Here is a 13,696-nt window from a genome sequence, read left to right as displayed (position 1 = left end):
TGACGCCTGTTCAGAAGTGGTGCGGGAAGGTCACGATCCGAGGATCGACGTCAGGAACTCCCCGACCCACCCGAGCAACTCCCGCCCGACCAAGGGCTTCCCGCCGACCTTCGCCGTCTTCGGCCGCGGCACCAGCACCTGGTGCGCCGCCGGCTTGATGACGGTCCCGGGGTAGAGGCGCTTGACGCGCAGCTCCTGGGACTCCCTCAACTCCACCGGTGCGAAGCGGATGTTGTTGCCCTGCAGGACGACCTCGCCGACGCCGCACGCGCGGGCGAGCATGCGCAGGCCGGCCACGAGCAGCAGGTTCTCCACCGGCTCGGGCAACTTGCCGTAGCGGTCGACGAGTTCCTCGCGGACCGACTTGACGTCCTCCTCGGTGTTGGCGGAGGCGATGGCACGGTAGGCCTGCAGGCGCAGGCGCTCGCCGGGGGCGTAGTCGTGCGGGACGTGGGCGTCGACCGGGAGCTCGATCTTGACCTCCAGCGGCGGCTCCTCCTCCACTCCGCCCTCCAGGGAGGCCCGGTAGTCCGCGACGGCCTCACCGACCATCCGCACGTACAGGTCGAAGCCGACGCCCGCGATGTGGCCGGACTGTTCACCGCCGAGGAGGTTTCCGGCGCCGCGGATCTCCAGGTCCTTCATCGCCACGTACATGCCCGCGCCCATCTCGGTGTGCTGCGCGATCGTGGCGAGTCGCTCGTGGGCGGTCTCCGTGAGCGGCTTCTCCGGCGGGTAGAGGAAGTAGGCGTAGCCGCGCTCGCGGCCGCGGCCGACCCGGCCGCGCAGCTGGTGCAGCTGGGAGAGGCCGAAGTTGTCGCCGCGCTCGACGATGAGGGTGTTGGCGTTGGAGATGTCGATGCCGGACTCGACGATCGTCGTGGAGACCAGGACGTCGTACTTCTTCTCCCAGAAGTCGACGACGACCTGTTCCAACGTGGTCTCCGACATCTGGCCGTGGGCGGTGGCGATGCGCGCCTCGGGCACGATCTCGCGCAGGCGGGACGCGGCCCGGTCGATGGACTCGACCCGGTTGTGGATGTAGAAGACCTGGCCCTCGCGCAGCAGTTCGCGGCGGATGGCGGCGCCGATCTGCTTCTCCTCGTAGGGGCCGACGAAGGTCAGCACCGGGTGGCGCTCCTCCGGCGGGGTGGTGATGGTCGACATCTCGCGGATGCCGGTGACGGCCATCTCCAGGGTGCGCGGGATCGGGGTGGCGGACATCGTCAGGACGTCGACGTTGGCGCGCAGCTTCTTCAGCTGCTCCTTGTGCTCGACGCCGAAGCGCTGCTCCTCGTCGACGATGACCAGGCCCAGGTCCTTGAACTTGGTCTCGGAGGAGAACAGGCGGTGGGTGCCGATGACGACGTCCACCGAGCCCTCGCGCAGGCCCTCCAGGACCGCCTTGGCCTCGGTGTCGGTCTGGAAGCGGCTGAGCGCCCGGACGTTGACCGGGAACTGCGAGTAGCGCTCGGAGAACGTCCCGAAGTGCTGCTGCACCAGCAGGGTCGTCGGCACCAGGACCGCGACCTGCTTGCCGTCCTGGACGGCCTTGAAGGCGGCGCGCACGGCGATCTCGGTCTTGCCGTAGCCGACGTCGCCGCAGATCAGGCGGTCCATGGGGACCGTCTTCTCCATGTCCTCCTTGACCTCGGCGATGGTGGTGAGCTGGTCGGGGGTCTCGGCGTAGGGGAAGGCGTCCTCGAGTTCGCGCTGCCAGGGGGTGTCGGACCCGAAGGCGTGGCCGGGCGCCGCCATCCGCGCGCTGTAGAGCTTGATGAGGTCGGCCGCGATCTCCTTGACGGCCTTCTTGGCGCGCGCCTTGGTCTTGGTCCAGTCGGCGCCGCCGAGCCGGTGCAGGGTGGGGGCCTCACCGCCGACGTACTTGGTGATCTGCTCCAGCTGGTCGGTGGGGATGTAGAGGCGGTCGCCGGGCTGGCCGCGCTTGGCGGGGGCGTACTCGACGACCAGGTACTCGCGGGTGGCGCCCTGGACGGTGCGCTGCACCATCTCGATGTAGCGGCCCACGCCGTGCTGCTCGTGGACGATGTAGTCGCCCGCCTCCAGGGTGAGCGGGTCGATGGTCTTGCGGCGACGGGCCGGCATCCGGGCGCCGTCCTTGCCGGCCGCCTTCTGCCCCGACAGGTCGGTCTCGGTGAGGACCGCGAGCCTGAGGGCCGGGTCGACGAAGCCGTAGTCGATCGAGCCGCACGCCACGTGCACGACGGACGGGGAGATCTCGCCCAGCTCGGCGTCCAGGCGGGCCGCGATGCCCTCGCCGCCCAGCACCTCCACCGTGCGGGCCGCGGGGCCATGGCCCTCGGTGACGAAGACCGTGCGCCAGCCGTCGGCGAGCCAGCCCTTGGTGTCGGCGAGGGCCTTGGCGGTGTCGCCGCGGTAGGTCTCGGGGGCGTGCATGCCGAGCTTGAGGGTGTCAGCGTCCAGTTCGTCGTCGGCGGCGAACGGCGACACCGACCACCACATCATGTCCAGCTCACGGGCCCGGTCCCGGACGTCGGCGATGGACCACAGGGAGGCCGCGCCGACGTCGATGGGCGCCTCGCCGCCGCCCGCGGTGGCCGCCCAGGACGCCTGGAGGAACTCCTGGCTGGTGGCGACCAGGTCGGCGGCGCGCGTGCGGACCCGCTCGGGATCGCACACGAGCGCCATGGCGCCCTTGGGCAGGACGTCGACCAGCAGCTCCATGTCGTCGACCAGGACGGGAGCCAGGGACTCCATGCCCTCCACGGCGATCCCCTCGGCGATCTTGCCGAGCAGTTCGCCGAGCTCGGGGTGCTCCTCGGCGAGGGCACGCGCACGCGCACGGACGTCGTCCGTCAGCAGCAGTTCACGGCAGGGGGGCGCCCACAGCCCGTGCTCGGCGACTTCCAGGGAGCGCTGGTCGGCGACCTTGAAGTAGCGGATCTCCTCGATGTCGTCGCCCCAGAACTCCACGCGCAGGGGGTGTTCCTCGGTGGGCGGGAAGACGTCCAGGATGCCGCCTCGTACGGCGAACTCGCCGCGCTTCTCGACGAGCTCCACGCGCGCGTACGCGGCGGCGGCGAGGGCCTCGACGATCTCGTTCAGGTCGGCCGTCCGGCCGGTTCTCAGCGCGACGGGCTCCAGGTCGCCGAGGCCCTTGACCTGCGGCTGCAGCACGGATCGTACGGGCGCGACGACCACGGAGACCGGGCCGGTCTCGGGGTCGGAGGGGCTGGGGTGGGCGAGCCGGCGCAGCACGGCCAGGCGGCGGCCGACGGTGTCGCTGCGGGGGCTCAGCCGCTCGTGCGGGAGGGTCTCCCAGGCCGGGTACTCCACCACGCCGTCGGGCGGCAGCAGCGACCTCAGGGCGGCCGCGAGGTCCTCCGCCTCGCGGCCGGTCGCCGTGACCGCCAGCACCGGGCGGCCGGTCTCGCGGGCCAGCGCGGCGACCGCGAAGGGGCGGGCCGCCGGGGGGCCGACCAGGTCGACGTGCATGCGGTTGCCGTCGGCGCCCGCCTTGATCGCTTCCGCGAGGGCGGGGTCCTTGACGACGGCGTCGAGCAGACCGTGCAGGCTCATTCTGGGCGGCTTTCGTCCGGGGGGTGGGCAACGCGAATCGCCCGACGCGCGCTGCGGGCCGGGGGTACCTCCAGCGTACGTCGCGCTTCGCGGGGGCGCCGGGTGCTGTGGACAACGCCGGCGGTGGCGCTGGTCTCCCAGAGCCGAACAGGCCCGGCGCCGGCGAGTCCCCCAAGACTCCCCGGCGCCGGGCCGCTCCCCCGCAACCCCCGTATGCGGTGGCTATTCGGTGGCGATGGCGTTCAGGACGTTCATCCGGCCCGCCCGGAACGCCGGGATCAGGGCGGCGAACAGGCCCACGAAGGCCGATCCGAGGAACACCGCGATGATCGTCGGCCACGGGATGTCGAGGACCTTCAGGCCCTCCAGGGCGAGCAGCCTCTGGGCCGTCGCGCCCCAGCCCATGCCCAGCCCCAGGCCCAGCAGGGCGCCGAAGAGGGCGATGACGACCGACTCCATGCGGATCATGCGGCGCAGCTGGCGGCGGGAGAGGCCGATGGCCCGCATCAGGCCGATCTCCCGGGTCCGCTCCACCACCGACAGGGCCAGGGTGTTCACCACACCGAGGATCGCGACGATGATCGCCAGGGCGAGCAGGCCGTAGATCATGTTCAGCAGCTGGCCGATCTGGTCCTTCAGCGCCTGCTTGTAGTCGGTCTGGTCGCGCACCTTGTACTGCGGGTAGTCGTGCAGCGCGGTCTTCAGCGCCTTGTACGCGGCGTCCTGCTGCCCCTTGTCGGCGGTGGCGAAGACCAGCTGGTCGAGAGGCATCTTGTCGGCCGGGACGTACTTGGCGAGCGTCGCGATGGACATGTACTTGGCGCCCTGGTCGATCACGACGTCGCTGCTGGTGATCGCCCGGACGGTCAGGTTCGCGGTGCGGCCGCCCTGGAAGGCCACCTTGATCGTCGAGCCGAGGTGGATGCCGTGGGCCTTGGCGAACTTCTCGTGCACGGACATGGAGTCCGGCCGGTAGGCGTCCTTGAGGTTGCCGGCGACCGTCTTGGTGCGCAGGTCGGTCGCGTACGTCGGGTCGGCCGCCGTGATGTCGGTGTCCTTCAGGAGCTTGCCGTCGGGCGTGGTGTAGTCGGCCTTCATCGAGCGGTACTCGGTGACCCGGGCCAGCCCCGGCGTGTCCTTGACCGCCTTGACCGCCTGCGGGGTCACCAGCTGCCCGCTGTCGGACTGGATGATGAAGTCCGTGCCGACGGTCTTGTCGAGCTGGTCGGTGGCGGAGGCGACCATGGAGGAGCCGACCACCGACAGGCAGGCGACCAGCGCGAGCCCGATCATCAGGGCGGCGCCCGTGGCGCCGGTGCGGCGCGGGTTGCGCAGCGCGTTGCGCTCGGCCATGCGGCCGACCGGGCCGAACATCCGCAGCAGTACGGCGCCCAGGACGCGCACCACGCCGCCCGCGAGGAGCGGGCCGATGACGACGAACCCGATGAGCGAGAGGACGATGCCCAGGCCCAGCCACAGCGAGCCGTCGGCGGCCTTGCCGACGCCCGCTGCCAGGTAGAGGCAGTAGCCGCCGGCGCCGGTGAGGAGCACGCCCACCAGGGCCCGTACGCGGCCGGCCTTGGCGTCGGCCGGGGCGCCGGCGTCGCGCAGGGCGGCCATCGGGGAGACCTTGCCGGCCCGGCGTGCGGGCAGGTAGGCGGCGAGGACGGTGACGACGACACCGAGGATCAGGCCGACCACCGGGGTGGTCCAGGCGACCGTCAGATCGCTGGTGGACAGGTGCATGCCCATGGAGCCCATGAGTTTCATCAGGCCGACCGCGAGGCCGACCCCCGCGCCGACCCCGAGGACGGACCCGACCAGGCCGAGCAGCAGCGCCTCGGCCAGCACCGACCGGTTGACCTGCTTGCGGCTGGAGCCGATGGCCCGCATCAGGCCGATCTCCCGGGTGCGCTGGGCGACCAGCATGGAGAAGGTGTTGATGATCAGGAAGATGCCGACGAGGAAGGCGATCCCGGCGAAGCCGAGCATCGCGTACTTCATGACGTTCATGAAGCCCTCGACGTCCTTCTGGTTGGCGTCGGCGGTCTCCTTGGCGGTCTGCACCTTGTAGCCGGTGCCGAGTCCGGCGAGGACGTTCTTCTTCAGCTGCGGGTCGCTCACCCCGGAGGCGGCCGTGACGTTGACGTTGGTGAAGACACCGGTCCTGCCCACGAGGGTCTGCTGGGCGGTCCTGGTGTCCAGGTAGAAGATCGCCGCGCCGGGGTTGGTGACCTGGAAGTCGGCGATGCCGGAGATCCTCGCGTCGTGCGTGCCGACGGCGCTGATCACGGCGAGTTCGTCGCCGAGCTCGAGGTGGTGCTTGTCGGCGGTGTCGCGGTCCACCATCACCTGGTCGGGGCCCTTGGGCGCCGTACCGGAGGTGATCTTCATGGTGCGGGCGTCGTTGCCGTTCCAGCTGCCCACGATGGTGGGGGCGCCGCTGGAGGGCGAGAGGCTGTCCTTCTCGGCGTCGACGACGGTCACGGAAGTCGAGAAGACGGTCCCCTCGGCCGACTTCACGCCCTGGGCCGCGCGCACCTCGGTCAGGACGGAGGCCGGCATGACGGGCGGCCTGCCGTTGTCGGAGGTCGTCTCACCGCTGTCGGAGGCGCCCTTGGCGCTGACGGTGACGTCGGAGGAGGTGGCCTGGAAGAGCTTGTCGAAGGTGGTGTTCATGGTGTCCGTGAACACCAGCGTCCCGCAGACGAAGGCGACGGACAGCAGCACGGCGATGGCCGACAGGGCCATGCGCCCCTTGTGCGCGAAGAAGTTGCGCAGGGAGGTCTTCAGGACGGTCATGACGTACGTCCCCGGGCGTCGAAGTCCTTCATGCGGTCCAGGACGGCCTCGGCGGTCGGCCGGTGCATCTCGTCGACGATCCGGCCGTCGGCGAGGTACAGCACCCGGTCCGCGTACGACGCCGCCACCGGGTCGTGCGTGACCATCACGATGGTCTGCCCGAGCTCGTCGACGGAGCGGCGCAGGAAGCCGAGGACCTCGGCACCCGCGCGCGAGTCGAGGTTTCCGGTCGGCTCGTCCCCGAAGATGATCTCGGGGCGGGCGGCCAGCGCCCGGGCGACGGCGACGCGCTGCTGCTGGCCGCCGGAGAGCTGGGTGGGCCGGTGCTTGAGCCGGTCGGACAGGCCGACGGTGTCCACCACGCGCGAGAGCCACTGCTGGTCCGGCTTGCGGCCGGCGATGTCCATGGGCAGCGTGATGTTCTCGATCGCGTTCAGCGTGGGCAGCAGGTTGAACGCCTGGAAGATGAACCCGATCCGGTCGCGCCGCAGCCGGGTGAGCTTCTTGTCCTTCAGGCCGGTGATCTCGGTCTCGTCCAGATAGATCTGCCCGGAGGTCACGGTGTCGAGCCCGGCGAGGCAGTGCATCAGCGTGGACTTGCCGGAGCCCGAGGGCCCCATGATCGCGGTGAACTGCCCGCGGGCGATGTCCACGTCGACGTGGTCGAGGGCGACGACACGGGTCTCGCCGGTCCCGTACGCCTTGACGACCTGCCGCGCTCGCGCGGCAACGGCCGTACGCCCTCCAGTGCCCCCGTGCCTGGGAATGGTCACGGCCGATGTCATGGCGTATCTCCTATGTCGGTCATTGAATGAGTCGCCCGGCCCCTGTGCGGTGCGAGCCGGTGTGTGTCCCGAACTGCTTCGACGATGAGTCTGGTCCCGCGGAGGGGTCCGGCGCGCTGGTGCCCGGCACCCTCTTGTACGGGGGAAAACCCCACCCCCGCCGGTTCGGTCAACCGCCCCCCAGCGGCGTAAAGCCAGGTTAAGGACGGCCCCCCGGCCTTCTCGTCCTCCAGTGGGACGAACCCTCCCCGAGCCGTAGTACGGAGGAACCCTTAGGGGCAGTCCACCGACGGGTGGAGACCGCCTCGGGGTTCGCTCCACCCACCGGCCCACCGAGCCTGCACCCTGCCGCTACGTGAGGCTCAAGTGGGAAGCTGTCCCGCGGCGGATGGATGCAAGGGGAAGGAATCCCGTGGACCAGGGGGAGACCGGCATACGGGCCGAGGTGGCGCGGGAGCGGCCACCGGCGTCCACCGGACGCAGAGGCGCCGTGGTCGCCGCGCTGATGCTCACGATGGCCCTGGCCGCCCTCGACGCCACCGTCGTCTCCACGGCCGTGCCGCAGATCGTCGGCGACCTCGGCGGCTTCTCGTACTTCTCCTGGCTCTTCTCCGGCTATCTGCTCGCCGTCACCGTCACGCTCCCGGTGTACGGCAAGCTCTCCGACACCTTCGGCCGCAAGCCGGTGCTGGTGGCGGGCGCGGCGGTGTTCCTGCTCGGCTCGCTGCTGTGCGCGGGGGCCTGGAACATGGGAGCGCTGATCGCCTTCCGCATCGTCCAGGGCCTGGGCGGCGGGGCCCTGCAGGGCACGGTCCAGACGCTGGCGGCGGACCTGTACCCGCTCAAGGAGCGCCCGAAGATCCAGGCCAAGCTGTCGACGGTGTGGGCGGTGTCCGCGGTGGCCGGCCCGGGCCTGGGCGGGGTCCTGGCGGCGTACGCCGACTGGCGCTGGATCTTCCTCGTCAACCTGCCCATCGGGGCGGTGGCGTTGTGGCTGATCGTCCGCCATCTCCACGAGCCGCAGCGGGAGTCGGCCGGACGTCCGCGGATCGACTGGGCGGGCGCGTGCGCGGTCTTCGCCTGCGGCGGTGTGCTGCTGACGGCCCTGGTGCAGGGCGGGGTGGCCTGGCCGTGGCTGTCGGCGCCGTCCGTGGCCCTGTTCGGCGCGGGACTGGCGCTGGCCGGTGTCGTGGTCGTGGTCGAACGCGGGGCGGCCGAGCCGATCATCCCGGGGTGGGTGTGGCGGCGCCGGACGATCGCCGCGGTCAATCTGGCGCTGGGCGCGCTGGGGCTGCTGATGGTGGCGCCGAGCGTGTTCCTGCCGACGTACGCGCAGTCGGTGCTGGGCCTGGCACCCGTGGCGGCCGGATTCGTGCTGTCCGTATGGACGTTGAGCTGGCCGGTGTCGGCGGCGCTCAGCCAGCACGTGTACCGCAGGATCGGCTTCCGGAACACGGCGTTGCTGGGCATCGGTACGGCGACGCTGATCCTGTTCGCGTTCCCGTTCCTGCCGTATCCGGGCGCCGCCTGGCAGCCCGCGCTGCTGATGCTGCTGCTGGGGGCGGCGCTGGGGCTGTTCCAGCTCCCGCTGATCGTCGGGGTGCAGTCGACGGTGGGCTGGGCGGAGCGCGGGACGACGACGGCGTCGGTGCTCTTCTGCCGCCAGACCGGCCAGACGGTCGGCGCGTCCGTGTTCGGCGCGGTGGCCAACGGGGTGCTGGCCTCCCGCCTGGGCGGCGCCGGCGACCTGGACGCGGTGACGCGGGGGCTGGACGGCGACGGCGTGCCCGAGGCGACCCGGCGCGCCATCGCGGACGCGGTGCACGCGGTGTACGTCGGCGCCGGGTGCGCGGCGGCGCTCGCCTTCCTGGTGCTGCTGCTCGTGGCGCCGCGGCGTTTTCCGGTGCTCAAGGACTGACGGCAGGGGGCGATCTCCGCCCGGTCATCCACCCGATCGATGGGTTAACGCGGGTAACACCGCAGCTCAGCGTAGTAAGCGCGTACCGACCAGCCAGTTTGTGGAAACCCTCGCGCACCCTCGAACTGGCGAGTAACGTGCGTGGCTCGCCCGCCCCCCACCTCCCTGCGGTCCCGTACGGGACCCGAGCCACGCAAGGAGCACAGGGATGTCCCATGAGCCCTACGGCCCATCCCCTGCGTACGACGCCACCTACCCGTGGCAGCCGCACAGCGCCCCGCCGGAGCGCTTCGCCCCGCCCCGTCCGCCCCACCAGCCCCTCGGTCACCACAGCGACCTGCGCGAGCTGCGCAGCGCCTACCGCTGGCAGCGCCGTACCGCCGCGCTCACCGCGTTCGGCTACTTCGTCCTCTTCCTGGCACTGTCCGCCTTCGCCCCGTCGGTGATGACCACCGGCGTCGTGGACGGACTGCCCGCCGGACTGCTGCTCGCCGTCCTGCAGATCCCCATCACCTGGGTGGCGATCGCGCTGTACGAGCGCACGGCCCGCCGTCGCGTCGACCCGATCGCGGACCGCATCCGCAAGCAGGCCGCACTGGACGCCAGGCGGGAGGCCCGGCGATGACCAACGGCTTCAGCGGCAACGCGCAGGCGATGTCCCTCGTCGCGTTCTCCGCCATCGCCACCATCACGCTGCTGCTGTGCGTGATGACCGGCCCCGACCGGGACGACCTCGACGAGTTCTACACCGGCTACGGCTCCCTCTCCCCCATGCGCAACGGCCTGGCGATCGCGGGCGACTACATCTCCGCGGCGAGCGTCCTGGGCACCGGCGGGGTGATCGCCCTGTGCGGCTACGACGGCATCGTGCTGGCCCTCAGCACCGCCCTGTCCCTGATGCTGCTGATGTTCCTGCTGGCCGAACCCCTGCGCAACGCGGGCCGGTTCACCATGGGCGACGCCCTGACCCGGCGGATGCCCGGACGCGCGGTGCGCATCACCGCGTGCGTGGTGACCATCGCCGCGCTGCTGCCGCTGATGCTGGTCCAGCTCGCCGGCACCGGGCAGCTGCTGGCCTTCATCCTCGGCTTCTCCGGCGACGCGCTGAAGACGGGCTGCATCATCGGGCTCGGCGCCCTCATGATCAGTTACGCGGCGATCGGCGGCATGAAGGGCACGGCCCTCATCCAGATCCTGAAGATGGTCATGCTGCTCGGCTCGGGAGCCGTGGTCGCCCTGCTGGTGCTGAGCCGCTTCGACTGGGACCCCGGCGCCCTCTTCCACGCCGCCGCCGCGCAGAGCGGGGTCGGCTCCCGGTTCCTGCACTCCGGCGTGCAGTTCGCGGGCAGCCCCAACCCCCGCCTGGACATGATCACCTCGGAACTCACCGTCGTCATCGGCGGCGCCTGCCTCCCGCACGTCACGATGCGCATGTACACCGCCAACAGCGCCCGCCAGGTGCGCCGGTCGATGTCCTGGGCGGTGTCGTCCGTCGTCGTGTTCGTCCTGATCATGACGGTCGTCGGCTTCGGCGCCACGGCGCTGATCGGACGTTCGGTCATCGCCCAGGCCGACCCGCAGGGCAACACGGCCTACCTGCTCGGTTCCCGGGCCGCGTTCGGCCCCGACGTCTCCACAGCGGAAACGTTCCTGTTCACGACGGTCACCACGGCGATCTTCCTGACCCTGCTCGCGTCCGTCGCCGGCATGATCCTCGCCTGCGCCAACTCCCTCGCCCACGACGTCTTCGCCACGCACATGCGCAAGCTGTCGGCCCGCCGCGAGATGGCGCTGGCCCGGGCCTCGGCGCTCGCGGTGGGCGTACCGGCGATCCTGCTGGCCACCCTGGTCCAGCACCGCAGCCTGCAGCCCCTGGTGACGCTGTCCTTCTGCCTGGGCGCCTCCGCCATCGCCCCGGCCCTGCTCTACAGCCTCTTCTGGCGCCGCTTCACCCGGACGGGCCTGCTCAGCACCCTCATCGGCGGCACCCTGGCCGTGCTCGTGGTGATGCCGGGCACGAACCTCGTCTCCGGCTCCCCCGTCTCCGCCTTCCCCGAGGCCGACTTCAACTGGTTCCACTTCACGACGACGGGCGTGCTCACCATCCCCCTCGGCTTCGCCTTCGGCTGGCTCGGAACGGTCCTGTCCGGCCGGCGCACCGCGGAGGAAGAGCGGCACGAGTACGAGGCGGTGGAAGGGTGGATCCTGGCGGGGGCGGTACGCAGGGGCGCCTGAAGCACGCCCACCCCGCGAACTCGCGCCGGGGGGGCGGCCACCACGGTGGCCGCCCCCCCGGCGCGCTGTCACTCCCCCTGCGTCGACCCCGTCAACGCCGTGAGACTGCTTCGTACGTAGTCCATCTGCGCCTGCACGTCGTCCCACCGCTCCCCGTGCTCGCGCAGCACCCGCTCGGTCTCCCGGGCGATCCGTTCCTCCCGCAGCCGCGCGTCCGCGAGGATCTCCGCGGCACGCGCGCGTGCCTCCTCCTGGCAGCGGCGGCCGGCCTCCTCCGCCTCCCCGAACGCCCGCTTCGCCTCCGACAGCGTCTCCTCCGCCAGCGCCACCCGTTCGGCCTCCCGCGCCGCCGCCGCGGCCACCCGCTCGGCCTCCGCCCGCTCCACCTCCTCCCAGCGCTCGGCGAGCTCCTCGGCCTGCTCGGCGAGCTGTTCCGAGGTGCGGCGGCGCACGTCCCGGAGCGCGCCCAGAGCCTTACCACGCCTCTGCTTCACTTCACGCCGGGCGGAGACACGGATCTCGTCGGCCTCGGCGCGGGCGGCGATCAGGCACTGACGGGCGCGTTCGTCGGCCTCGGCGCGCACGGCGTCGGCGTGCGCCTGCGCCGCGTCCCGCACGCCGTCCGCGCACTCCTGCGCCTCTTCCGCACGGCGCTGCGCCTCCTGACGTGCGCCTTCCCGCACGGCGGCCGCCTCCTGCCGAGCGAGCTCGAACAGGTGCCGCGCGCCCTCCCCGAGCGACTCGTAGGTCTGCGGCGCGAGCCGCGCCACCGCCTCCCGCAACCGCGCCGCCTCCTCCTCCATCTCCCGGGCGAGCACGGTGAGACGGGCGGCCCGCTCCCAGGCGGCATCCCGGTCGCGGGAGAGGGCGGCGGCGTAGGCGTCGACCTGATCGGGCCGGTAACCGCGCCCCCGTACGACCCCGAAGCCGTGGGGCGAGACCGATGCGCTGCTCATCCTGGAACCCCTCTGCGCCGAACGGACACGAAAAGATGATTGCGCGCACATCTTGAGGTATAGGACGGAAGTGTTCATAACGCGACACTCCGCGCAAGGGTCACGGTCAGGTGCGGACACGTACGCGCATGACCGCGCAGTCGGCGTGCCTGCGGGGACGCAAAAAGGCCGGGCCCGGTCACAACGACCGGGCCCGGCCCGAGAGTCCGCTCACGCGGGCTCAACAGGGTGTTACAGCAGGCCGTCCCACATCTCCTCCAGCAGCACCGACCACCAGCTCTCCGGCGATCCCAGCGCCGCCGGGTCCAGCGAGGCGAGCTGCGCCTGGAAGTCGACGGTCCAGCGGCCCGCCTGCTCCTGGTTCAGCCCGAACCGCAGCCGCCACATCCGCCCGAGCAGCGCCAGGCAGCGCTGGAACTCGGGCAGCCCGGTGTTCACGAACTGCGGCGGCACCGGCGCCCCACCGGGCCCCGCCTCCACCGGCACGGCCACGATGTTCGCCGAGCCGTACTGCACACAGATCGCCTTGCCGAAGTCGCTGCCCATGACGAGGTAGGAGCCCGCGTCCGAGGCCGGCTGCACACCGCGCTCCTGCGCCAGTTCGGCGAGCGTCGGCACCGGCCGCCCCGGCTGGGCCTGCGCCCAGAAGAACGGGCCCATGTCCATCGGCAGCCCCGCCACCACCAGCGACTGCGCCACGATCGGCGGCACGCCCTGCCGGGACACGGCCTGCTGCTCGAACCGGAAGATCCCCGGCCCGAACGCCCCGCCCAGCTCCTGCGCGATCGCCTCCGGCGGCACCGGCGGCGACGACTGCACCGGCGGCAACGGCGCCCGCACCGGCGCCGGCCGCGCGGGCCCGTCCGCCACCTGGTGCAACTCACCCTGATGCGCCAGCAGTTGCTGCATGCCCTGCTGCCGGCTCGCATGATCCGTGCCGTACGGCGCGATGCTCGTGATCCGCGCCTGCGGCCACTGCTCCCGGATCATCCGCGCGCAGTACGCGCCCGGCAGCTCGCACGACTCCAACTCGGTGTGCAGCTCCAGCACCTGGTCCGGCGGCACGTTCATACCGCGCAGCTCGTGGAAGATCTGCCACTCCGGATGCGGCATGCCCGGCGCCGAACGCCGGATCAGCTGCTGCTCCGAACCGTCCTGCGCGCGGTATCGCAGCACAGCCTGATAGCCGGGGCCGACCGTCGGCTGCCCCTGCGGCTGAGGCTGCGGGTAGCCGTACGCCGGCTGCTGACCCGGCACGGGTTGCCCGGGCATGGGCTGGCCGGGGGGTGGCGGCTGCTGGCCGGGCAGGGGCTGCCCCGGCGGAGGCATGCTGCCGGGGGCCGGCGGCATCGCCGGCTGGGGAGCGGGCGGTGCCATGCCGGGGGCGCCCGGAATGCCGGGTGCGCCCGGAGCGGGGGGCTCACCGGGGGCTTGCGGCG

Annotated in this window: 8 protein-coding genes; 3 read left to right on the top strand and 5 right to left on the bottom strand. The window is 71.7% G+C overall.

The window, feature by feature from the left end; all coding sequences use genetic code 11:
- Nucleotides 1-30: 30 nt before the first annotated feature.
- The 3 genes from mfd to M8J74_RS32345 form a co-directional block, all read right to left on the bottom strand.
- Nucleotides 31-3,561: a transcription-repair coupling factor gene (gene mfd, locus M8J74_RS32355; protein ID WP_249839856.1), complete on the bottom strand. Its 3,531-nt coding sequence runs from the start codon at nucleotides 3,559-3,561 to the stop codon at nucleotides 31-33.
- 222 nt (nucleotides 3,562-3,783) lie between these two features.
- Nucleotides 3,784-6,363 carry an ABC transporter permease gene (locus M8J74_RS32350; RefSeq protein WP_249839855.1) on the bottom strand — a complete coding sequence of 860 codons (2,580 nt, stop codon included), beginning with the start codon at nucleotides 6,361-6,363 and terminating at the stop codon, nucleotides 3,784-3,786.
- The gene (locus M8J74_RS32345; protein ID WP_249839854.1) at nucleotides 6,360-7,148 is read right to left on the bottom strand and encodes an ABC transporter ATP-binding protein; all 789 of its coding nucleotides are present in this window, start codon (nucleotides 7,146-7,148) and stop codon (nucleotides 6,360-6,362) included. The genes M8J74_RS32350 and M8J74_RS32345 overlap by 4 nt, the downstream gene beginning before the upstream one ends.
- A 388-nt stretch (nucleotides 7,149-7,536) precedes the next feature.
- Here M8J74_RS32345 and M8J74_RS32340 point away from each other — a divergent pair, with 388 nt between their 5' ends.
- The 3 genes from M8J74_RS32340 to M8J74_RS32330 all read left to right on the top strand — a co-directional run bounded on the left by M8J74_RS32340 (nucleotide 7,537) and on the right by M8J74_RS32330 (nucleotide 11,301).
- Nucleotides 7,537-9,066: an MFS transporter gene (locus tag M8J74_RS32340; RefSeq protein ID WP_283948875.1), complete on the top strand. Its 1,530-nt coding sequence runs from the start codon at nucleotides 7,537-7,539 to the stop codon at nucleotides 9,064-9,066.
- A 208-nt stretch (nucleotides 9,067-9,274) separates the two neighbouring features.
- Nucleotides 9,275-9,691: a DUF485 domain-containing protein gene (locus M8J74_RS32335; RefSeq protein ID WP_249839853.1), complete on the top strand. Its 417-nt coding sequence runs from the start codon at nucleotides 9,275-9,277 to the stop codon at nucleotides 9,689-9,691.
- Nucleotides 9,688-11,301, top strand: coding sequence for a sodium/solute symporter (locus tag M8J74_RS32330; RefSeq protein WP_249839852.1), 1,614 nt, complete (start codon nucleotides 9,688-9,690; stop codon nucleotides 11,299-11,301). Before M8J74_RS32335 ends, M8J74_RS32330 begins: the two co-directional genes overlap by 4 nt.
- Before the next feature lie 68 nt (nucleotides 11,302-11,369).
- On the opposite strand, the gene M8J74_RS32325 is transcribed toward M8J74_RS32330, so the two are convergent.
- Both M8J74_RS32325 and M8J74_RS32320 read right to left on the bottom strand, forming a co-directional pair.
- Complete coding sequence (locus tag M8J74_RS32325; protein ID WP_249839851.1) at nucleotides 11,370-12,257, bottom strand: coiled-coil domain-containing protein; 888 nt, start codon at nucleotides 12,255-12,257, stop codon at nucleotides 11,370-11,372.
- 231 nt (nucleotides 12,258-12,488) lie between these two features.
- The coding region (locus M8J74_RS32320) for an SUKH-4 family immunity protein (RefSeq protein WP_249839850.1) at nucleotides 12,489-13,696 on the bottom strand (1,208 nt) is incomplete at its 5' end.

It is taken from the genome of Streptomyces panaciradicis (assembly GCF_023516615.1).
Taxonomy (GTDB): Bacteria; Actinomycetota; Actinomycetes; order Streptomycetales; family Streptomycetaceae; genus Streptomyces; species Streptomyces panaciradicis.
Note: the sequence above shows the minus strand (reverse complement) of the source record. Positions and strands in the feature narration are given on the sequence as shown.

What these genes read in the sequence shown, in the direction of transcription:
- M8J74_RS32345 (WP_249839854.1), bottom strand. Translation starts at nt 7,148, where the DNA reads ATGACATCGGCCGTGACCATTCCCAGGCACGGGGGCACTGGAGGGCGT.
- M8J74_RS32335 (WP_249839853.1), top strand. Translation starts at nt 9,275, where the DNA reads ATGTCCCATGAGCCCTACGGCCCATCCCCTGCGTACGACGCCACCTAC.
- M8J74_RS32340 (WP_283948875.1), top strand. Translation starts at nt 7,537, where the DNA reads ATGGATGCAAGGGGAAGGAATCCCGTGGACCAGGGGGAGACCGGCATA.
- M8J74_RS32350 (WP_249839855.1), bottom strand. Translation starts at nt 6,363, where the DNA reads ATGACCGTCCTGAAGACCTCCCTGCGCAACTTCTTCGCGCACAAGGGG.
- M8J74_RS32325 (WP_249839851.1), bottom strand. Translation starts at nt 12,257, where the DNA reads ATGAGCAGCGCATCGGTCTCGCCCCACGGCTTCGGGGTCGTACGGGGG.
- mfd (WP_249839856.1), bottom strand. Translation starts at nt 3,561, where the DNA reads ATGAGCCTGCACGGTCTGCTCGACGCCGTCGTCAAGGACCCCGCCCTC.
- M8J74_RS32330 (WP_249839852.1), top strand. Translation starts at nt 9,688, where the DNA reads ATGACCAACGGCTTCAGCGGCAACGCGCAGGCGATGTCCCTCGTCGCG.